Origin of the sequence: Propioniciclava soli (assembly GCF_014858005.1) — a bacterium.
Taxonomy (GTDB): Bacteria; Actinomycetota; Actinomycetes; order Propionibacteriales; family Propionibacteriaceae; genus Propioniciclava; species Propioniciclava soli.
Genome location: NZ_JACYOT010000004.1, coordinates 37,982 through 57,521, shown reverse-complemented (window position 1 = coordinate 57,521; position 19,540 = coordinate 37,982). Strand labels below are relative to the sequence as shown.

Sequence of the window (19,540 nt, the reverse complement as noted above, 5' to 3'; positions counted from 1 at the left end):
GCGGTACGCGTTCAGTCGTCGTCCTCGGCGTCGTAGAGCGAGTCGACCAGCCCGGCATAGGTGTCGGCGATGTTCTTGCGGCGCAGCTTCATGTTGGCGGTGAGCCCGCCCTCCTCCACGGTGATCTCGTGATCGAGCACCGCGAAGCGCTTGACGGTCTCCCAGCGCTCCAGCTTGGCGTTGGCCTTCTCGAGGTCCCGCTCGAGCGACGCACGCATCTCGGGGTGCTGCGTGATGGCCGCGTAGTCGAGGTCGGTGTGCCCATGGCGCGAGGCCCAGTTCTCGGCGGCCGCCGGGTCCAGCGCGATGAGCGCCGAGACGTATTTGCGGCCGTCCCCCACCGCCACCACCTGTGAGGCGTAGGGGATGTTGGCCAGCAGCGCCCCCTCCACCTTCTGCGGCGCCACGTACTTGCCGCCGGAGGTCTTCATCAACTCCTTCTTGCGGTCGGTGATCCGCAGCTGGCCGCCCTCGTCCAGCTCGCCGATGTCGCCGGTGTGGAACCACCCGTCCACCAGCACCTCGGCGGTCCGCTCCGGATCCTTGTGGTAGCCGCGCATCACGCCGGGGCCCCGGACGAGCACCTCGCCGTCGTCGGCGATGCGGAACTCGCTGCCGGGCAGCGCGCGTCCGACGGTGCCGAAGTGCGGGTCGGTGGGCAGATCGACCGACGCGACCGCCGACGTCTCGGTGGAGCCGTACCCCTCCGCGATCACGATGCCGGCGGCGTAGAACCACTGCTGCACCTGGGAGCTGAGCTTGGCCGAGCCGGAGATGAAGAAGTCGAGATTGCCGCCCATCCGGTCGTGCAGCTTGCTGAACACGAGGCGGTGCGCCACGGCCCGCTGCACCGCCAGCGCCTTCGGCAGCGGACGCCCCTGCAGCCGGTAGGGCACCGTCTTGTGCCCCACACCGAACGCCCAGGCGGCGATGCGCTTCTTGACGCCGTGGGCGGAGTTGGCCTTGACGGCGTTGCGGACCTTCTCGAAGATGCGCGGGGCGCCGCACATGATGTCGGGGTGGGTGGCGCCCAGCCCGGGCACGATCTGGTCGAGGCGTCCGTCGACGGCGGTCGCGAAGCCGATGCGGAGCTGGATCATGAGCACGGCCTTGCCGAACACGTGGGACAGCGGCAGCCAGAAGTACTGCACCATGTCGGCGCGGATGATGTCGAGGGCCTCGATGCCGACGCCCTCGTAGGTCCAGTTGCTGTGGGTCAGCTCGACGCCCTTCGGCAGGCCCGTCGTGCCCGAGGTGTAGATGAGGGTGGCGAGGCCGTCGGCGGAGGTGGCGGCGACGGCATCGTCCATCGCGGAGGGGTGCTCGGTGAGGTGCTCGCGGCCGCGGGCGCGCAGGTCGTCCAGCGACAGGGCGTCACCGTCCTCGGCGGCATCGAACAGCACGACCCCGGCGAACTGGTCGAGCCCGACGGCGGAGCGCAGCTTGGCCAGCTGGTCGGCGTTCTCGCCGACGAAGATCCGCGACTCCGAATGGGTGATGATGTGGGTGAAGTCCTCACCATGGATGTTCGGGTACACGGTGGTGGTCGCCCCGCCGGCGCAGTTGACCGCCAGATCCATCAGCACCCACTCGATGCGGGTGTTGGACGCGATGGCCACCCGGTCCTCCACCTGCAGGCCCAGGGCGAGGAGCCCCGCCCCGATCTCCCACACGGCGTCGCGGGTCTGCTCCCAGGTCAGCGAAACCCAGCCCCCGGCCCCGTCGGGGTGCCGGAACGCCTCGCTGCGGGGCGTGGCCGCCACCCGCTCGAGAAACATCGCGCCCACCGTCGGCGGACGCTCATCGAGCAGTTGCTGGATGTTCGTCATCGAATCCCTCTCCTCCATGCGCCCCCGGGCCACACTTTCGGGCCAGTGTAGGGGCAGACCGACGATTGAACGCTCAAAGGGTGGCTAGAATGCTGGGCATGTCGGCCGCCCCGCAACCCCGTTGGCTCAGCGCGGAACAGCAGGCCGTCTGGCGCGTCTACCTCGACGGCGTCGCCCGCATCCAGGACGCCCTCGACGCCGACCTGCGCTCCCACGGGCTCGACCTGGCGGAGTACGAGATCCTCGTGCGGTTGTCGGAGTCCGACGACCGCTCCATGCGGATGTCCGATCTCGCGGAGGCCACCCGCCAGTCCCGGTCGCGGCTCACCCACACGGTGACGCGGCTGGAACGCAACGGCCATGTCACGCGCGCCCCCGCCCCGGACGACCGCCGCGGCGTCATGGCCTCTCTCACCGACGCCGGCTACGCGCTGCTCGAACGGGCGGCGCCGCACCACGTGGCCGCGGTGCGCGCCGTGCTCGTCGATGTGGCGGACCCGGCCGACTTCGCCGCGCTGGGGCGCGTCATGGGGGCCGTGATGGCGACCCCTCCGGCGGGGGCCGGCTCCTGAGCAAGGCACCCACGAGCCGGGCCGACGTGACAGACTCACTGGGTGTGACGACCCCCGATGCGACCTGGGACGACTTCGCTGACCGCCTCGCGCGGCGCGGGGCGGCGCCGGCCGACGCGTCCACGCTCACCCGCGCCCTGTATTCCACCGACGCGTCGCTGTACCGCGTCGTGCCCCGCGGCGTGGCACGGCCTCGCGACCGCGTCGAGCTCGAGAACGTGGTGGACGCCGCGCGCGCGGCCCGGGTGCCGCTGACGACGCGCGGTGCGGGCACCTCGTGCGCCGGCAACGCCGTCGGCCCCGGCGTGGTGGTCGACGTGGCGCGTCATCTGCGCACCATCCACGCCATCGACCCGGTGGCCCGCACCGCCGTCGTCGACCCGGGCGTGGTGCAGGACGTGCTCTCGCGTGCCGCGCGGGTGCACGGCCTGCGGTTCGGCCCCGATCCGTCCACGTTCAGCCGTTGCACGATCGGCGGCATGATCGGCAACAACGCCTGCGGCCCTCGGGCGCTGGGGTACGGCCGGTCGAGCGACAACGTCGTGGCCCTCGACGTGGTGACCGGCACCGGGGAGCGGCTGACGCTGGACTCGCGGGCCGACCTGCGGGACTCCGACTCGCCGACGCTGCAGGCGCTGCATGCGCTGGTGATGGCCAACCTGGGCGTGATCCGGACGCAGTTCGGCACGTTCTACCGGCAGGTCTCGGGCTACGGGTTGGAGTGGCTGCTGCCGGAGAATGGTTTCGACGTCGCCAAGTTCCTGGCCGGCAGCGAGGGAACGCTGGCCGTCATCACGCGCGCCACCGTGCGGCTGGTGGCCGATGCTCCCTTCACCACGATGCTCGCGCTCGGCTACCCCACGATGCCGGACGCGGCCGACGCCATGCCGGCGATCCTGCCGTTCCGACCCACCGCGGTGGAGGGCATGGACCGCCGCATCGTCGACGTCGTCTCGCGAACTCTCGGCGTGGACGCCGTCCCCCGGCTGCCCGACGGGGACGGGTGGATCTTCGTGGAACTCGTGGGCGACGACCCGGCCGAGGTGGCCGAACGCGCCGCCGGGCTGCTCGCGGCGTCCGGTTGCCTCGACGGCGAGGTGGTGGACGACCTCGTGGTGGCGGCGGCGCTGTGGAAGATCCGCGCCGACGGTGCCGGACTCGCCGGGGTGTCCCTCGACCGCCCCGCACACGCCGGGTGGGAGGACGCGGCCGTGCCGCCGGCGCGGCTCGGGGCCTACCTGCGCGACTTCGACGCGTTGCTCGCGCGTCACGGGTTGCAGGGGCTCCCCTACGGCCATTTCGGGGACGGTTGCGTGCACTGCCGCATCGACTTCCCCCTGACCCAGACCGACGACGGCCCGGCCGCCTACCGGGCGTTCGTGGAGGAGGCCGCCGATCTCGCGGCCTCGTACGGCGGGTCGATGTCGGGCGAACACGGCGATGGCCGTGCCCGCTCGGAGCTGTTGCCGCGCATGTACTCCCCCGAGGCGCTGGCACTGTTCGCGGCCGTGAAACGGATCTTCGACCCCGACAACCTGCTCAACCCGGGCGTCCTCGTCGATCCGGCTCCGCTGGACGCCGACCTGCGGGCCCCCGCCGTGCGGCGCACGCCCCTGTTCACCACCCACCGGGGTTTCGTCGACGACGTGCACCGGTGCACCGGCGTCGGCAAGTGCGTCGCGAGCACGCCCACCGGCGTCATGTGCCCGAGCTGGCAGGCGACGCGGGACGAGAAGGACTCCACCCGCGGGCGCGCCCGCATCCTGCAGGAGATGGTGAACGGATCGCTCGTCACGGGCGGGTGGCGCGCCGCCGAGGTGCACGAGGCGCTCGACCTCTGTCTCTCCTGCAAGGGGTGCGCCCGCGACTGCCCGACGGGCACCGACATGGCGGCGTACAAGTCGACCGTGCTGCACGAGGCCTACCGCGGCCGACTGCGGCCCCGGGATCACTACTCCATGGGGTGGCTGCCGCTGTGGGGGCGGCTGGCCACGTCTGTTCCGCTGCTGCCGCGGCTGGCGAATCTGGCGATGCAGACGCCGGGGTTGGCGTCCGTGGTGAAGGCGGTGGCAGGGGTCGACCAGCGCCGGGGCATGCCGCGCTTCGCGGCGCACTCCAATCGCGAGACGGTGCGCCGAGCCGTCGGGGACGCACCGGTGGGGACGCGGGGCGAGGTCGTCTTGTGGGTCGACTCGTTCAACGATGCGTTTGCGAGCGACACCGTCGCCGCCACCGCCGCCGTGCTGGTCTCGGCCGGGTGGGCGCCGCGCCTGCTGGAGCGCACGGCGTGCTGTGGGCTGACCTGGATCACCACCGGACAGCTGGACGCCGCCGCCCGGGAGCTGCGCCGGGCGACCGACGTGCTCCACCCGTTCGTGGCCCGGGGCGTCCCGATCGTCGGAACCGAACCGAGCTGCCTGGCCGTGTGGCGCTCCGACGCCGTCGAGCTGGTGGACGACCCCCGGGTCGCCGAGGTGGCGGCCGCGACCCACACGCTCGCCGAGCTGTTGGCGAGCGTCGAGGACCACCCGCTGCCCGACCTGAGCGGCCACACGATCGTCGCTCAGCCGCACTGCCACGAGGCCTCGGTCATGGGCTGGGCGGCCGAGGCTGCCCTGCTGGAGCGGACCGGTGCGGAGATCGTCCGCGTCAAGGGCTGCTGCGGGCTGGCCGGCAACCACGGCATGGTGGCGGGCCACTATGACTTCAGCCGCGCGGTGTTCAACACCCAGCTCGGGCCGGCCCTCGCCGCGGCCGGGCCGGACGCCATCATCCTCGCCGACGGGTTCAGCTGCCGCACGCAGTTGGCGGATCTCGAGGGGCGCACCGCGCTCACCCTGGCCGAGCTGTTGGTGGCCCATCCGGCGGTGGAGCGCGTCTGAGCCCGCCCACGGTGACGACCCGGCCGGCGCCCGGCCGGTCACGCCGTATACTGGACGCCGATCCCGCCCGCACCCGACAGGATGGTCCATGCCCGAATTCGTGTTCACCATGCACAACGTCCGCAAGACGGCTGGTGAGAAGCTCATCCTCGACAACGTGACGCTGTCGTTCTACGAGGGCGCCAAGATCGGCGTCGTCGGCCCCAACGGCGCCGGCAAGTCGACCCTGCTCAAGGTCATGGCCGGCCTGGAGAAGGCCAACAACGGCGAGGCCAACCTGAAGAAGGGCGCCACCGTCGGCATGCTCCAGCAGGAGCCGCCGCTGACCGAGGACAAGACGGTGCTCGAGAACATCGAGGAGGCCGTCGCCGAGACGAAGGCCAAGCTCGACCGCTTCAACGCGATCGGCATGGAGATGGCCGAGCCGGATGCCGACTTCGACGCCCTCATGGCGGAGATGGGCGAGCTGCAGACCGAGCTCGACCACCGCAACGCGTGGGACCTCGACTCCCAGCTCTCCCAGGCGATGGACGCCCTCCAGTGCCCGCCCGGCGACTCCCCCGTCACGCATCTCTCGGGGGGTGAGCGCCGCCGCGTCGCGCTGGCGAAGCTCCTGCTCGAGCAGCCCGACCTGCTGCTGCTCGACGAGCCCACCAACCACCTGGACGCCGAGTCCGTCGCGTGGCTGGAGGGCCACCTCAAGTCCTACCCCGGCGCCGTGCTCGCCGTGACGCACGACCGCTACTTCCTCGACAACGTGGCCCAGTGGATCTGCGAGATCGACCGCGGCCGGCTGCACCCGTACGAGGGCAACTACTCCACCTACCTCGACACCAAGCGCCAGCGCCTGTCGATCGAGGGCAAGAAGGACGCCAAGCGCGCCAAGATCCTGGAGCGTGAGCTGGAGTGGGTGCGCGCCAACCCCAAGGCGCGCCAGGCCAAGAACCGGGCGCGTCTGGCCCGCTATGAGGAGTTGGCGGCCGAGGCCGAGCGCAACCGCAGCGTCGACCTCGCCGAGATCAACATCCCGCCCGGCCCCCGCCTGGGCGCGGACGTACTGCACGCCACCGATCTCACGAAGGGCTTCGGCGACCGGGTGTTGATCGACGACCTGAGCTTCACGCTGCCGCGCGCCGGCATCGTCGGAGTCATCGGCCCCAACGGCGTCGGCAAGACGACGCTGTTCAAGATGATCGTCGGCGAGGAGCAGCCGGACTCCGGCGAGCTGAAGGTCGGCCAGACGGTCAGCTTCAGCTACGTGGACCAGGGCCGTGGCGGCATCGACCCCAAGAAGAACGTCTGGGAGGTCGTCTCCGACGGGCTCGACCACATCAAGGTCGCCAACTTCGAGATGCCGTCGCGCGCCTACGTGGCCTCGTTCGGCTTCAAGGGCCCCGACCAGCAGAAGCTGGCCGGCGTGCTCTCCGGTGGTGAACGGAACCGCCTGAACCTCGCGCTCACCCTCAAGCAGGGCGGCAACGTATTGCTGCTCGACGAGCCGACCAACGACCTCGACGTCGAGACTCTCCAGAGCCTCGAGGATGCCCTCCTCGAGTTCCCGGGCTGCGCCGTGGTCATCTCCCACGACCGGTGGTTCCTCGACCGGGTGGCCACCCACATCCTCGCGTGGGAGGGTGCGGACGAGGACGAGGCGTCCTGGTTCTGGTTCGAGGGCAACTTCGCCGACTACGAGGCCAACAAGGTCGAGCGGCTCGGCGCCGAGGCGGCCCGTCCGCACGCCAGCAAGCACCGCCGGCTCACCCGCGGCTGAGCGGGCCGGACACCCCAACTCACCTGAGCCGTGAGGGCCACCTCCCACCCAGGAGGTGGCCCTCGCCACGTCCCCGGGACGCCCGCTCAGGCAGCCCGCGCCGCGCGGTCACCGGCGTCCGGAGCGTCGTCCGCGTCAAGGATGACCCCGTCGGCGTCCACGGCCTGGCCGCCGTCGGCGTCCCGCGCCGCGGGGGGCTCCCCGGGGGCGTCCAGAGCCGCCTGCCGGACGGCGGACTGCTCGTCGGCGCGCTGCTCGGCCTCATAGTCGCTCTCGAACTGCGGCTCGTCGGCCACCGGCCGCGGCTGCATCTTGGTGAACTGCGTGGTGCCGAGTCGCAGGTCGTGCGCCACCCACTGCGCCTCGATCTCGAAGTCCTGCCGCGGCGCCCCGTCGCGCGTCTGCCAGCGCTGCGTCGTCAGCCGGCCGCCCACGACGACGGGCTGGCCCGAGCGCACGCTCTCCCGGACGTGCTCGGCCAGGCGCCGCCAGCAGGTCACCCGGTACCAGGTGGTCTCCCCGTCGGACCACTCCCCGTCGCGCCGCACGCGCGGGGTGTGGGCCAGGCTGAACACGGCGCGTCCGCCGCTGGGGCCGACCTCCCGCCACTCGAGCGTGGTTCCGACGTTGCCGGCCACGGTGACCTGAGCCTCCATGATGTTCCTCCCCTTCTCCTGGGGCAGCCCCAACGGCGCCTCCACCCGTCACATTCGGCCGCACACCACCGAATCCGTCGTCCGACACGAAAACTGTGGACAACGTGACCCTGCGCACCGTCGTCATCCCCAGGCGCTACAGTCCCGACCACACGCGACGAAGGGTTTGACCGATGAGCACAGGACCCCTGCCCGGCGGCCACCTCAAGAGCCTCGACCCCCACCTGGGCGATGAGATCGACCAGCAGTCACCCGGCGAACGCCAGGAGGCGTTCAGCCCCCAGACCATCCGCATCCGGTGGCTCGGCTTCGCGGCAGGCCTGCTGGGTGCCCTCGCCGTCTATCTCGCGATGCCCGGCGACGTGCCCCACACCGCCCGGCTGACGGCGGCGACGGCCGTCCTCATGGGCGCGTGGTGGATGACCGAGGCCATCCCCATTCCGGCCACGGCGCTCGTGCCCCTCGTGGTCTTCCCGACCCTGGGCGAGACCGCCATCGACACCGTCGGCGCGAGCTACGGCAACAACATCATCTTCCTGTTCATGGGTGGCTTCCTGATCGCCCTGGCCATGCAGCGGTGGAACCTCCACCGCCGCATCGCCCTCGTCACCGTGCGCGCCATGGGCACCAACACCTCGATGGTGGTGCTGGGCTTCATGCTCGCCACCGGATTCCTGTCCATGTGGGTGTCCAACACGGCCACGGCGGTCATGATGATCCCGATCGGGGTGTCGGTGCTCATGCTGGTGGCCAACCTCGGCACCGGGGACGCCCACGCCGAGTCCGACGAGGTCAAGGCCGCCGTCATCGAATCCGACTTCGGCACCGCCCTGATGCTCGGCATCGCCTATGCGGCGTCCATCGGCTCGCTGGCGACGCTCATCGGCACGCCGCCCAACACCCTGCTGGCCGGCTACCTGCGCGCCAACCACGGCATCGACATCGGTTTCGGCCAATGGATGCTCGTCGGGACGCCGCTGGCGGTGATCTTCCTGCTCTTCTGTTGGTTCCTGCTCACCAAGGTGCTCTTCCGGCCGGAGATCGCGGAGATCCCGGGCGGCCGGGAGCTCATGGCCGCGGAGATCCGCAAGCTCGGCCCCATGTCGCAGGGCGAGCTGCGCGTCGGCGTCATCTTCGTGCTCGCGGCGGTCGCCTGGGTGGCGGTGCCGCTCATCTGGCCGACGGCGGCCGACCGTCCGATCGGGGACGCGGGCATCGCGATGCTCGCCGGCCTGCTGCTGTTCACCCTGCCGGCCGGGGCGCACCGCGGCGTCCGCCTGCTCAACTGGCGCACCGCGGAGAAGCTGCCCTGGGGCGTCCTGCTGCTGTTCGGCGGCGGGCTCGCGCTGTCGAGCGAGTTCGGCTCCTCGGGTCTCACCGACTGGATCGGCGAGGTCACCCGGGGTGTCGGCGGCCTGCCGGTGGTGCTGATCGTCGCGATCCTCACCGCGGGCATCCTGTTCCTGACCGAGCTGACGTCCAACACGGCCACGGCCGCCACGTTCCTGCCGGTGGCCGGCGGCGTGGCCCTTGGCATCAACGTGGACCCCATGCTGCTGTGCATCCCGGTCGCGCTCGCTGCCACCTGCGCGTTCATGCTGCCGGTCGCCACCCCGCCGAACGCCATCGCGTTCGGCTCGGGCTACGTGACCATCGGGCAGATGATCAAGGGCGGCCTGTGGCTCAACATCGCCGGCATCTTTCTCATCACCGCCACGGTGATGACGCTGGCGGTGTGGGTGTTCGGCATCGTCTACTGACGCGCGCGGCGCACCGCCGCGCGGGCGGACGCCAACCGCTCCAACTCGGCGCGGACGGGCGCCACCACCTCCGTCGCCGTCACCTCACCGATGGCGTCGGTGAGCAGGCGGCGGGCGGTCCGTGCCTTCACGCGGGCCCCCACCTCGACGAAGACGCGGCTCAACAGCGCCAGCACGATGCCGCCGACGATGCCGCCGCCGAACAACAGCGTTGGCACCGGCCAGCCCTGCCACGTCACCTCCGGCAGCACGAGCGGCACCTGGAACCACAGGAACAGCCAGGGCAGCAGCAACCACACCCCGCCCACGACGAGCGCCGCGAACAGCACCCACTGGAGGATGGTCACGAGCACCCACCAGCCGCGGCCGGAGTCCATGCGCAGGTCGGTGCGCGCCACGGCGGCGTCCAACCGGTCGGCCAGCACGCGCTCGTTGCCGCGCGCGGCCCCACGGATCCGATCGGCCCACCCGCGCGGCACGCCCTCGGTCGTCGTCTCGATCAGGCCGCGCAGCGAGGCGTCCAGCCGCGCCCGCTGCACGGCGTTCGCCTTCGGCAGCGAGGTGCGGCTCACATCGGTCGGGCTGAGTTCGCGGGGCCCCAGCCCCACGCGGAGACGCCGCAGCGGGTCCGGGCGGAAGCGCTGCAGCCAGGTCACCATGGGCCAGCCGGTTGCCATGGTGCCGCGGTGGCGCCACGCGCGGGCCACACCGTCGACCACCTGCGGCACCCCGGCCGCCTCGGCCATGGAGTCGTTGAGGCGGTCGACGTCACGGGTCTCGACGGTGGGCAGGCGGCCCGAGCCCAGCTCGGCCTCCAGCAGCCCGGCGTGCCTGCTGACGTCGGCGGCGAACCGCTTCGCGGTCATGGCCTTCGCGGCCGCCGTCTGCTCGAGCAGGGCGCGCAGATCGGCCATTCCCGCCCCCGTCAGCGCGGAGACGGCCAGCACCTGGGTGGCTTGCAACCCTTCCGAATCAAGAAGGCGCCGCAGGTCGGCCAGCGCGTGCCGCAACTGCTCCGGCGTCAGCCGGTCGGCCTGGTTGAGCACGACGACCATCACGTCGGCGTGGTCGGCCAGCGGCTTCAGATAGCCGTCGTGCAGGGCCCCGTCAGCGTACTTCTGTGGGTCGACGACCCACACGAGCATGTCGACCAGCTCGACGAGCCGGTCCACGGTGAGGCGGTGGGCCATCTCGGTGGAGTCGTGGTCGGGCAGGTCGAGCAACACGACGTTGCGCCAGGGCCCCTCCCCCGTGGCGACGAGGTGGCGCCGGGTGACGCCCAGCCAGTCCAACAGCTCGACCGGCTGCTCGGTGCCCCACGACACCGCCATCGCCTCCGACGTCGTCGGGCGGCGGACGCCGGTCATGGCGAGCTGGGTGCCCGAGAGGGCGTTGAACGTGCTGGACTTGCCCGAGCCGGTCGCTCCGGCCAGCGCCACCACGGTGTGGTCCCCCGCGATCGCGAGCCGCTCCCCGGCCCGCTGGGTCACGGCCAGGGCGGCGTCCACCACGTCGGCCGACGCCCGCCCGCGGCTCAGCTCGGCCGCCTCACCCAGCGCGGTCAGCCGACCGGCGAGCGTGGGGCGTTCAGCCACGGTCCACCTCCACGCGGTACCCCTCGGTGTTCTCGACCACGGGCGCCTCGATGACGGCCCCCTCGTAGGTCGGTGCCTCCAGCGCCGATGCCCCGGCGTGCTCGACCGAGCGACGGGGTGACGCCGTGATGGTCGTCCCCGCCGGCCCGCGGGTGGCGACCAGCCCGTCGACCGCCTCGCGGAGCGCGTCGCCCTGGGTGGCGTCCGCCCCGGTCTCGGCGAGGGCAGCGTGGTAGCGCAGCAACTCGGCCTTGAGGACACCGGCGATGCGGGCGTCCAGCTGCAACTTGGCCCGCTTGGTCAGCTGGCGGACGGCGTCCTCGCCGAACACCGCCTCCAGCAGGCGCTGGGCCAACAGAGCGGTGCCGCCGGCGATGCCCACCTCGGCCCCGGTGAGGCCCGCGGTCTGGCTGAACACCACCACCATCAGCGCGACGCCGATGCCGTTCACGCCCAGCGCGAGATAGCGGGCGGTGGACCGCTTGGACTGGCCCACGTCGGAGACGAGCTCGAGCACGTCGCCCTGCCAGTCACGGATGGCGCGCGACACCGCCCCGGGGAACTCCGCCGAGGGCCGCGCGAGGTCGTGCCGGGTCTGGGCGAGCACCTCGCGACCGGCCGGGTGGGCGTTCCAGGCCGCCTCGGCGCGTTCGGCGGCGGCGGCCCCCTCCTCGAGGACGAGCGCCTCCAACCCCGATTCGACCGCGAGCTTCACCTCGCCGGCCTGCTTCGGCTCCCCCTTGACGGCGGCCACCACCTTGTCGCGGAACCAGCCGATCTTCTGCTCGATGGCACGCATGAACTCGCCGGTGCCGATGAAGTCCTGCCAGCGCGCCAACACCTCGCCCCGGAGCAGGGTGCCGTCGGCGGTCTGGACGCCGATGGTGCGCTCGGCCTCGGTGAAGGACGTGTCGGCGTCGTTGCGCAGCTGCCGCAGTGCCACCATCTGGTCGTCCACGGCGTCGGCGATCTGCGGCGCGCGCACGGTGAGCGAACTGATCGCGCCGTCGAGCGTCTGGAGCACCACGGCCTGCCGCGACGCCTGGTCGGCCGCCAGCGCCGCCAGCCAGCCGCGGATCGGGGAGACGGCCGCGTCGGGCAACAGGCCGTTCTCGTCCACGGACGTCTCCGGCACCGCGAACAGCGGCGACGACGCCAGCCCTCGTTCGGTCATCAACCGCCCCAGGTGGGGCGGCACGTCGGACATCGCCGCGGGGGGAACCCGGTCGAGCACCACGGCGACGGCGGCGGCCCGATCGGCGGCCGAGCGCAGGTACTCCCACGGGACGGCGTCGGCGTAGCGCGCGGCCGAGGTGACGAACAACCACAGGTCCGCCGCGGACAGCAGCTGCGCGGCCAGCGCCCGGTTCTCGTGCACCACCGAATCGATGTCGGGCGCGTCCAGCAGGGCCAGGCCGCGCGGCAGGGTCGGCTCGGCGACGAGCTGCAGGGTCGAAGTGTCGTTGACCTGCTCGAAGGAGCGTCCCAGCCCGGGCAGGATGCGCTCGGAGCGGAAGGAGTCAAGATCGTCGGGGTGGTGCACCAGGACGGGTGAGCGGGTGGTGGGCCGGATGACGCCCGGGCGCGACACGACGCGGCCCACGAGCGAGTTCACCAGGGTCGACTTGCCCGCGCCGGTCGAGCCGCCGATCACGCACAGCAGCGGGGCGTCCAGGGTCGCGAGCCGGGGCAGGACGTAGTCGTCCAGCTGGGTGACCATCGAACGGGCCGAGCCGGCGGCGTCCGACGCGCCCGGCAGGCCCAGCGGAAGCCGAACGTCGGCCAGGGCTCCGCGCAGGTGGGTGAGCGCCTCGGTGAGGGCGGCGATGCTCATGCGCGGTCAGCCTTTCGGTGGCCCCCACCGCGGGTCGACGGGGGAATACTGCGGTGAGCCTACCGGGGCCAACCCGCTGGTCGCAGGCACCTCGTCGGGTGACGCGCCGCGCCAACGGCGGCCGAGCCGGCGCAGCGCCTCGGGGAGCTGGGGCAGCTGCACCTTCTGGACGCGCGGGTCGGTGATCGCAAGCGCCCGCAGCTCGTGGGCCCGGTCGATGAGCTCGCGCTCGCGGGGGCGTCCGCCCTCGTCGACGAGGCCGCGCACCTGGGCGTCGCGCAGGTAGGTCAGCTCGCTCAGCGTGCGCTGCAGCCGGACGGTGGCGAGGAAGACCCGCCAACCGTGGGTGAGCGCGATCAACACCGAGGCCCACCGCGTCCGCTGCCGGGAGAAGGCGCGGACGTCGGACGCGGGCAGCCACCCGAGCGCCACGTAGTCGCCCAACCGGTCGCGGTGGCGGCGCCCCTCGGCGAAGAGCCCACGGACGACGTGGACGACGATGCCGAGCGTCACGAGCCACCCGATGACGGCCATGTACGTGGGGTCCATGCCGGTGCTGGCGAGAAAGTTGAAGACCATGTGCCCGAACGCCGCGAGCAGGAAGCCGACCACCGGCGCGAGGATACGCACCACCTTGCTGCGCGCCCGGAGCCCGATCACGAGGCCGAGCGCGGTGAAGGAGGTGAACAGGGGGTGCCCGAACGCGGTCATGACGCCGCGCAGGAACACCATCTGGGAGAGGGCCTGCTCGGGGTCGCCGGCCTCGATGGTCTGCGAGGCGTACACGATGACGCGGCTGAAGTAGAGGATGTTCTCGGTGTAGGCGAAGCCGGCCGCCGACAGCCCGGCGAGCGCCACGGCCTGCAGCTTGCTCACCACGCGGTACCGCAGCAGGATCGCGATGCCGAACAGGACGGTCGCCTTCGTCGCCTCCTCGGCGAAGGGGGCGCTGAAGACCGCCGAGCGCGCCGCCGACGCCGGGTCGCCGTTGCCCTGCACCGCCATGTGCTCCGCGGCCCACGTGTTGATCACCATGGACGCCGCAGTGGACACGCAGGCACCCCAGCCCAGGGCCAGGTACCACAGTGCCCACCGGGCGGGCCGGAAGCGATCCAGCCACACGAAGAGGACGACCCACACCGCCAGCGTGGGCAGCGCCAGCCGGGCCGACCGCCGGATCGCGGAGAGGTTGATGCCCTGCATCGTGCCGCCCTCGACCTCGGTGGTCGCGGTCGCCGTGGCGTACATCCACCACAGGCACCCGGCAAACAGCAGGGTGGCTGCGAGCAGCACCCAGGTCCACGGTGAACGCAGCACGCGGGTCGGCCACGGGCGATCGACGCCGTCGGGCGCGGGCGGGAGGCCGTTGCGTCGTCGTCCGACCGCCTCGATCACCTCGCTCGCCATGTGCGCAAGGGTAGCCGCCCGCTCCGACAGTGTGCGTGGCGCCCCCGGGAGGATTCGAACCTCCGACCGTCGGATTAGAAGGCCGCTGCTCTGTCCCCTGAGCTACGGGGGCCCGCACGGCGATCCTACCGGGGCGCCTGGCCGGTCGGGCCCGCCGTCACCGGGGGCACAATGGCCCGGTGACCTCCCCCGATCGTCTCTCCACCCGGCAGTGGCGGACGCTGACCGTCTCGGTGTACCTGCCCATGGCGCTGTCGGGCATCGGGCTCGGGGCGGTCACTCCCCTGCTCTCGCTGCGGGCCCTCGAGCTCGGAGCGACGCCGGCCGAGGCGGCGTTCGTGGTGGCGCTGCTCGGCATCGGGGGTCTGCTCGGGGCCCTGCCCGCCGGGGTCGTCGCGGGACGTTTCGGGGAGAAGCGCGCGCTCGTGGGCGGGCTGGTGCTCGACGGCCTGCTCTTCGGCTCGGCGTACGCCGCCCCGGACGTGCGGATGCTGGGCGCGTTGACCCTTGGCGCCGGGCTGGTCTCAGCGCTACTCATCATCGCCCGCCAGGCCTACGTCACCGAGTACGTGCCCTTCGCGCTGCGGGCGCGGGCCCTCTCCACAGTGGGCGGGATGTTCCGGGTGGGTTCATTCGTCGGCCCGCTGGTCGGTGCCGGCATCGTCGCCGGCCTGGGGTTGGCGCCGGCGTTCCTGTTCGCCGGTGCCATGAGCCTGGTCGCGGCGGCCCTGACGGCGGTGGTGCCGGATCTGCACACCGACGGCGCCGCGACGCCCTCGCGCGGCGTGGCCCTCGCGCCGATCCTCCGCGACCACGCCCGCACCTTCGCCACGCTCGGGTTGGGCGCCGCTGCGCTCATGCTCGTCCGCTCGTCGCGCGACGTGCTCATCCCCCTGTGGTGCAACGCCCAGGGGTTGGACGCCGCCGCCACCAGCCTGATCTACGGGCTCGGCGCCGGCATCGACCTGCTGCTGTTCTACGTGGGCGGCTCGCTGATGGACCGGCTCGGACGCCGCGCCGTCGCCGTCCCCGCGATGCTCGTCATGGGCGCCTGCTTCGGCATGCTGCCGCTCACGGCGTCCGCCCTGGCCATCGGCGCCACCAGCGTCGCGCTCGGGCTGGGCAACGGCATCAGCGCGGGCGTCGTCATGACGCTGGGGTCGGACGCCTCACCCGCGCGCGGGCGTCCGCAGTTCCTCGCCGGCTGGCGCCTGACGACCGGCCTGGGCAGCGCGCTGGGGCCGGTGCTGATCTCGGCCATCACGGCCGCGGCCACCCTGGCATGGGCGTCCGTCGCGGTGGGTGCGGTCGGGCTGGTCGGTGCCGCCTGGCTGTGGCACTGGGCCAGCCCCGAGCGGCTTCGCTCAGTCGCCGACCGCGTCGCGCGCCCGTGACACGATGAGCGGGTCGGGGTCGTAGACCACCGAGTTGTCGCGCCCCTCGTAGTCGAACTGGTTGAGGAACGCCCGCATGGCGTTGAGCCGCGCCCGCTTCTTGTCGTTGGAGCGAATCGTGATCCAAGGCGCGTGGTCGGTGTCGGTGCGCTCGAACATCTCCTGCTTGGCGTTCGTGTAGTCCTCCCACTTGTCGAGGGACTCCAGATCCATCGGCGAGAGCTTCCAGCGGCGCACCGGGTCGATCTGGCGGATGGCGAAGCGCGTCCGCTGCTCACGCTGCGTGACGGAGAACCAGAACTTGGTGAGGTGGATGCCCGACTCGATGATCATGCGCTCGAACTCGGGCGCCTGCTTCATGAAGATCTCGTACTGCTCATCGGAGCAGAACCCCATGACGCGCTCCACGCCCGCTCGGTTGTACCAGGAGCGGTCGAACATCACGATCTCACCCGAGGTCGGAAAGTGGCCGATGTAGCGCTGGAAGTACCACTGCCCCAGCTCGGTGGTGGTCGGCTTGTTGAGCGCGACGACGCGCGCCGCGCGGGGGTTGAGGTGTTCGGTGAACCGCTTGATCGTGCCCCCCTTGCCGGCGGCGTCGCGGCCCTCGAACACGATGATGTGGCGATGCCCGTTGTCCTGGCACCAGTACTGCAGCTTCAACAGCTCCACCTGCAGGAGGTACTTCTCCGATTCGTACGCGTCGCGGCTCAAGAGCGTGTCGTACGGGTAGTCCTGCCGCCACGTCTCGACGGCTCGGCCGCCCGGGTCGATGAGCTCGGGGTCGGGCCCTTCGGGCTCGCCCACGGTGTACCCCTGGTTCACCAGCTTGTCGATGAACTGCCGCAGGTTTTCGCGCTGGGCGGGCGCGTCGTCGAGGAGACCTGACAACGACGTGGAATCCATGGCTGCTCCTACCGGCTGGTCGTGGGGCGTACGTCCTCCAGACTATCCGCCCCGCCCGCCTAGAGTGGGCGCCGTGACTGACGCCCTGGTGTGGATTGACTGCGAGATGACCGGCCTCGACCTGGAGGCCGACGCGCTGGTCGAGGTGGCCGCGCTCGTGACCGACGCGAACCTGAACGTGCTCGGCGACGGGGTCGACGTGATCATCCGCCCCCCGGACGCCGCGCTGGCCGCGATGGGCGACTACGTGCGCGACATGCACACCCGCTCCGGGTTGCTGGACGCCCTCGCCGGCGGCTCAACGCTGGCGGACGCCGAGGCGCAGGTGCTGGCCTACGTGCAGGAGTTCGTGCCGGTCGCCCGCAAGGCCCCGCTGGCGGGCAACACGATCGGTACCGACCGGATGTTCCTTGCCCGGGACATGCCCACCCTCGAGGGGCACGTCCACTACCGGAACGTGGACGTCAGCACGGTCAAGGAACTCTCCCGGCGCTGGTACCCGCGCGCCTTCTACAACTCCCCCGCCAAGTCGGGCAACCACCGGGCGCTCGCCGACATCATGGAGTCGATCGAGGAGCTCCGGTACTACCGCGAGGCGGTCTTCGTCGCCCCGCCGGGGCCGGCGGCGTCCGACCTCCGCGTCGTCGCGGCCAGGCACCAGGGCGCGCTCACCGGCGCCGGGCGTGAGGACGCCGCCCAGGATGGGCCGCACACCGGGGCCTGAGCGTCCGCCGGTCCTCGGCGTCCCCGGACTGATTCGCCCCGGGGCCCGCCGGGGCCACCCGTGATTTGGCGTCCCACCACGGCCTCGCGTTATGCTGTGCGTCGCTGCAGTGCAGCTCTGGTGGGTATAGCTCAGCTGGTAGAGCACCTGGTTGTGGTCCAGGGGGTCGCGGGTTCAAGTCCCGTTACTCACCCTGATGTGGCGAGGTTCAAACCCTCGACCGGAGGAACCGCTCCGGCTCGGGTCTGAACCTCGTCACTCTTCTGTGTCTCGGCAGCCCAGTTCAGGGCGTTCGCCTGAACCTCGGGATCGCACAGTGCGTCGTAGGGCTGCTGGTAGGTGACGCGCGGTTCGCCGTCGTCATCGAGGTAGATCGCGGTGAAGAACGCCTGGTTGCAGAGCCGGCGGTTCGCGTCGTCGCAGCGGCGATAGATGCCGGCGACATTCGCCAGCAGACCGATCGAATCTTCCAGGTTCGCCCGCGCGGCGGCGTACTCATCATGGTGGGCCGCGATCCGGTTGTTGATCGTGTCCAGCTCCGCGCCGATCCGAGCTTGCTCCTGCTTGAGCAGGTCCAGCGGCACCGCGTCGGCGTAGTGGGCTTGCAGCAGCTTGACCCGCTCGTTGTCGAGGCGGTCGCGGCCGGCGGCGAGCCCGGCCAACTCCTGGGTGTCGGCAGCCATGAGCTGGTCGAACTGAGCATGCATCATGCCCGCCACGTTCTGCCGGGTCTGGCCGCTGATCTGAATACGGTCGTAGTACGACTCGATCAGCCGCTCCACATCCTCGATGAGCACCGCCTGACGGGTGCAGTCGCCCGCGCCACCATGCCGGCCCGAGCACACGAAGTACGGGTAGACCTTGCCGTGACGGTTTCGGGAGTTGCAGATGATGAGCCGACTGCCGCACTGGCCGCAGTAGACCGTGCCCTTCAAGTAGTGGTCGTGAATCTGCGTTGCGTCCGCGGCGGACTTGTGGGAGTCGAGCACGGACTGCACCTGGTACCAGACCTCGCGCGGCACGATCGCTTCGTGCGTGCCCTTGTACGTCGCTCCCTTGTAGCGAATGTCGCCCTTGTAGTACGGGTTCGTCAGAATCCGATGCACGCTCGACAGTCCGATGGGCTTGGACGGCCGGTTGGGCGACGGCGGCGTGTTCAGGCCACGCCGCACGAGTTCGCGGTGAAGTTGCGTGGTCGTCCACTGGCCCGAAGCGAACACCTGGAACGCCCACGTCACCAGTTCCGCCCGCTCGGGATCGACCTGCACAGTGCGGACCTCACGGCCACGCTCATCACGGACTCCGACGTTGAGATAGCCCATCGGTGCCCGGTTGATCGTGCCGCCCTGCGCTGCCTTCTGCGACAGGCCCTTGATGGTCTCGGTGGCGAGGTTACGGGAGTAGAACTCGGCAATCGAGGACATGATGCCGTGCAACAGCATCCCCGAAGGAGTCTCGTCGATGTTCTCGCTCGCGGACACCAACATCACCCCGGCATCGCGTAGCGCAAGGTGGATCGTCACGTCGTCGGCGCGGTTACGCGCGAGCCGGTCAACCTTGTGGACGATGCAGTAGTTGACCTGGTGCTCGGTCACGTACTGGATCATCCGCATCAGCTCAGGCCGGTCAGCCTTGCGTGCCGACTCGCCCGCGTCCACGAACTCTTCGATCACGGTCGCGCCGAGCTGTTCGGCCTTCCGGCGGTTCGCTTCGCGCTGGGCAGGGATGGAGTATCCCTCGTCTGTGCCGCCCTTCTCTGCCTGCTCCTTGGTGGAGACGCGCAGGTAGGACACGGCCACGGCACCACCTGTGGGCACCGATGGGGTCAGGAGACTATCGACTGCGGCGCGGTCGAGGGTAAGGGTCGTCATGGCTCTTCTCCGCGAGTGGTGGTCCAGACGCCCACCGCAGAGTTGTCAACTGCGAATGTTGATTGTGAGAAGAGCCCGCAGGCTGTATGACGAGGCCCAGGTCGGCCAAGTTCGCGTGCCCGCCGAAGCAGCGGGGTTTAGGACCACAACATCCACCTCTACGGCGGACACCTTCATTCTACGACGGGTCGCTGACACGGGCCATAGCCCGGCGCTCCCGCGCTCGTGTGGCTCGCTGTTCACCGGCGTCTTGGAGCGCGAACCGGATCAGCAGCTCGGTCAGCTTATCGAGGTCGGGGGTGTCTCGGTGCACTGCGCGTACCGACAGGTTCCGTTCCT

At 71.0% G+C, this 19,540-nt stretch carries 13 protein-coding genes and 2 tRNA genes; 7 read left to right on the top strand and 8 right to left on the bottom strand.

Annotated elements, in window-relative coordinates; genetic code table 11:
- Positions 1–11: 11 nt before the first annotated feature.
- Positions 12–1,829 carry an AMP-dependent synthetase/ligase gene (locus IFY26_RS03075; protein WP_232547531.1) on the bottom strand — a complete coding sequence of 606 codons (1,818 nt, stop codon included), beginning with the start codon at positions 1,827–1,829 and terminating at the stop codon, positions 12–14.
- 98 nt (positions 1,830–1,927) lie between these two features.
- Between IFY26_RS03075 and IFY26_RS03070 the strand changes: the two genes are divergently transcribed.
- The 3 genes from IFY26_RS03070 (at position 1,928) to ettA (ending at position 7,054) form a co-directional block, all read left to right on the top strand.
- Positions 1,928–2,401, top strand: a complete 474-nt coding sequence (locus IFY26_RS03070) for a MarR family winged helix-turn-helix transcriptional regulator (protein ID WP_232547530.1) — start codon at positions 1,928–1,930, stop codon at positions 2,399–2,401.
- Between the two features lie 44 nt (positions 2,402–2,445).
- On the top strand, positions 2,446–5,283 hold the full coding sequence (locus tag IFY26_RS03065; protein WP_416046546.1) for an FAD-binding and (Fe-S)-binding domain-containing protein: 2,838 nt from the start codon (positions 2,446–2,448) through the stop codon (positions 5,281–5,283).
- Positions 5,284–5,371: 88 nt separating this feature from the next.
- Positions 5,372–7,054 carry an energy-dependent translational throttle protein EttA gene (gene ettA, locus IFY26_RS03060; protein ID WP_232547529.1) on the top strand — a complete coding sequence of 561 codons (1,683 nt, stop codon included), beginning with the start codon at positions 5,372–5,374 and terminating at the stop codon, positions 7,052–7,054.
- A gap of 86 nt (positions 7,055–7,140) precedes the next feature.
- On the opposite strand, the gene IFY26_RS03055 is transcribed toward ettA, so the two are convergent.
- Positions 7,141–7,710, bottom strand: a complete 570-nt coding sequence (locus tag IFY26_RS03055) for a single-stranded DNA-binding protein (protein ID WP_232547528.1) — start codon at positions 7,708–7,710, stop codon at positions 7,141–7,143.
- A 173-nt stretch (positions 7,711–7,883) separates the two neighbouring features.
- Between IFY26_RS03055 and IFY26_RS03050 the strand changes: the two genes are divergently transcribed.
- A complete protein-coding gene (locus IFY26_RS03050; RefSeq protein ID WP_232547527.1) occupies positions 7,884–9,470 on the top strand; it encodes an SLC13 family permease in 1,587 nt (528 codons plus the stop codon).
- Here the strand turns inward: IFY26_RS03050 and IFY26_RS03045 are convergent.
- The 4 genes from IFY26_RS03045 to IFY26_RS03030 all read right to left on the bottom strand — a co-directional run bounded on the left by IFY26_RS03045 (position 9,464) and on the right by IFY26_RS03030 (position 14,418).
- On the bottom strand, positions 9,464–11,065 hold the full coding sequence (locus tag IFY26_RS03045; RefSeq protein ID WP_232547526.1) for a GTPase: 1,602 nt from the start codon (positions 11,063–11,065) through the stop codon (positions 9,464–9,466). The genes IFY26_RS03050 and IFY26_RS03045 overlap by 7 nt on opposite strands.
- On the bottom strand, positions 11,058–12,899 hold the full coding sequence (locus IFY26_RS03040; protein ID WP_332836140.1) for a GTPase domain-containing protein: 1,842 nt from the start codon (positions 12,897–12,899) through the stop codon (positions 11,058–11,060). Before IFY26_RS03040 ends, IFY26_RS03045 begins: the two co-directional genes overlap by 8 nt.
- Before the next feature lie 6 nt (positions 12,900–12,905).
- Complete coding sequence (locus tag IFY26_RS03035) at positions 12,906–14,306, bottom strand: PrsW family intramembrane metalloprotease (RefSeq protein ID WP_232547525.1); 1,401 nt, start codon at positions 14,304–14,306, stop codon at positions 12,906–12,908.
- Between the two features lie 36 nt (positions 14,307–14,342).
- A tRNA-Arg gene (locus IFY26_RS03030) sits at positions 14,343–14,418 on the bottom strand.
- Between the two features lie 67 nt (positions 14,419–14,485).
- Here IFY26_RS03030 and IFY26_RS03025 point away from each other — a divergent pair.
- On the top strand, positions 14,486–15,700 hold the full coding sequence (locus IFY26_RS03025) for an MFS transporter (protein WP_232547524.1): 1,215 nt from the start codon (positions 14,486–14,488) through the stop codon (positions 15,698–15,700).
- Here IFY26_RS03025 and ppk2 read toward each other — a convergent pair.
- Positions 15,671–16,606, bottom strand: a complete 936-nt coding sequence (gene ppk2 / locus IFY26_RS03020; RefSeq protein WP_232547523.1) for a polyphosphate kinase 2 — start codon at positions 16,604–16,606, stop codon at positions 15,671–15,673. The two genes, IFY26_RS03025 and ppk2, sit on opposite strands and share 30 nt — an antisense overlap.
- 73 nt (positions 16,607–16,679) lie before the next feature.
- Here ppk2 and orn point away from each other — a divergent pair, with 73 nt between their 5' ends.
- Positions 16,680–17,330 (top strand): oligoribonuclease, encoded by a 651-nt coding sequence (gene orn, locus IFY26_RS03015; protein ID WP_332836139.1) that lies wholly within the window; start codon positions 16,680–16,682, stop codon positions 17,328–17,330.
- A 120-nt stretch (positions 17,331–17,450) separates the two neighbouring features.
- A tRNA-His gene (locus tag IFY26_RS03010) sits at positions 17,451–17,523 on the top strand.
- Here the strand turns inward: IFY26_RS03010 and IFY26_RS03005 are convergent.
- On the bottom strand, positions 17,519–19,201 hold the full coding sequence (locus IFY26_RS03005) for a recombinase family protein (RefSeq protein ID WP_232547522.1): 1,683 nt from the start codon (positions 19,199–19,201) through the stop codon (positions 17,519–17,521). The genes IFY26_RS03010 and IFY26_RS03005 overlap by 5 nt on opposite strands.
- Between the last annotated feature and the right edge of the window lie 339 nt (positions 19,202–19,540).

Coding starts and splice junctions, on each gene's coding strand:
- IFY26_RS03075 (WP_232547531.1), bottom strand. CDS start 1,829: ATGACGAACATCCAGCAACTGCTCGATGAGCGTCCGCCGACGGTGGGC.
- IFY26_RS03070 (WP_232547530.1), top strand. CDS start 1,928: ATGTCGGCCGCCCCGCAACCCCGTTGGCTCAGCGCGGAACAGCAGGCC.
- ettA (WP_232547529.1), top strand. CDS start 5,372: ATGCCCGAATTCGTGTTCACCATGCACAACGTCCGCAAGACGGCTGGT.
- IFY26_RS03055 (WP_232547528.1), bottom strand. CDS start 7,710: ATGGAGGCTCAGGTCACCGTGGCCGGCAACGTCGGAACCACGCTCGAG.
- IFY26_RS03050 (WP_232547527.1), top strand. CDS start 7,884: ATGAGCACAGGACCCCTGCCCGGCGGCCACCTCAAGAGCCTCGACCCC.
- IFY26_RS03040 (WP_332836140.1), bottom strand. CDS start 12,899: ATGAGCATCGCCGCCCTCACCGAGGCGCTCACCCACCTGCGCGGAGCC.
- IFY26_RS03035 (WP_232547525.1), bottom strand. CDS start 14,306: ATGGCGAGCGAGGTGATCGAGGCGGTCGGACGACGACGCAACGGCCTC.
- ppk2 (WP_232547523.1), bottom strand. CDS start 16,606: ATGGATTCCACGTCGTTGTCAGGTCTCCTCGACGACGCGCCCGCCCAG.
- IFY26_RS03005 (WP_232547522.1), bottom strand. CDS start 19,201: ATGACGACCCTTACCCTCGACCGCGCCGCAGTCGATAGTCTCCTGACC.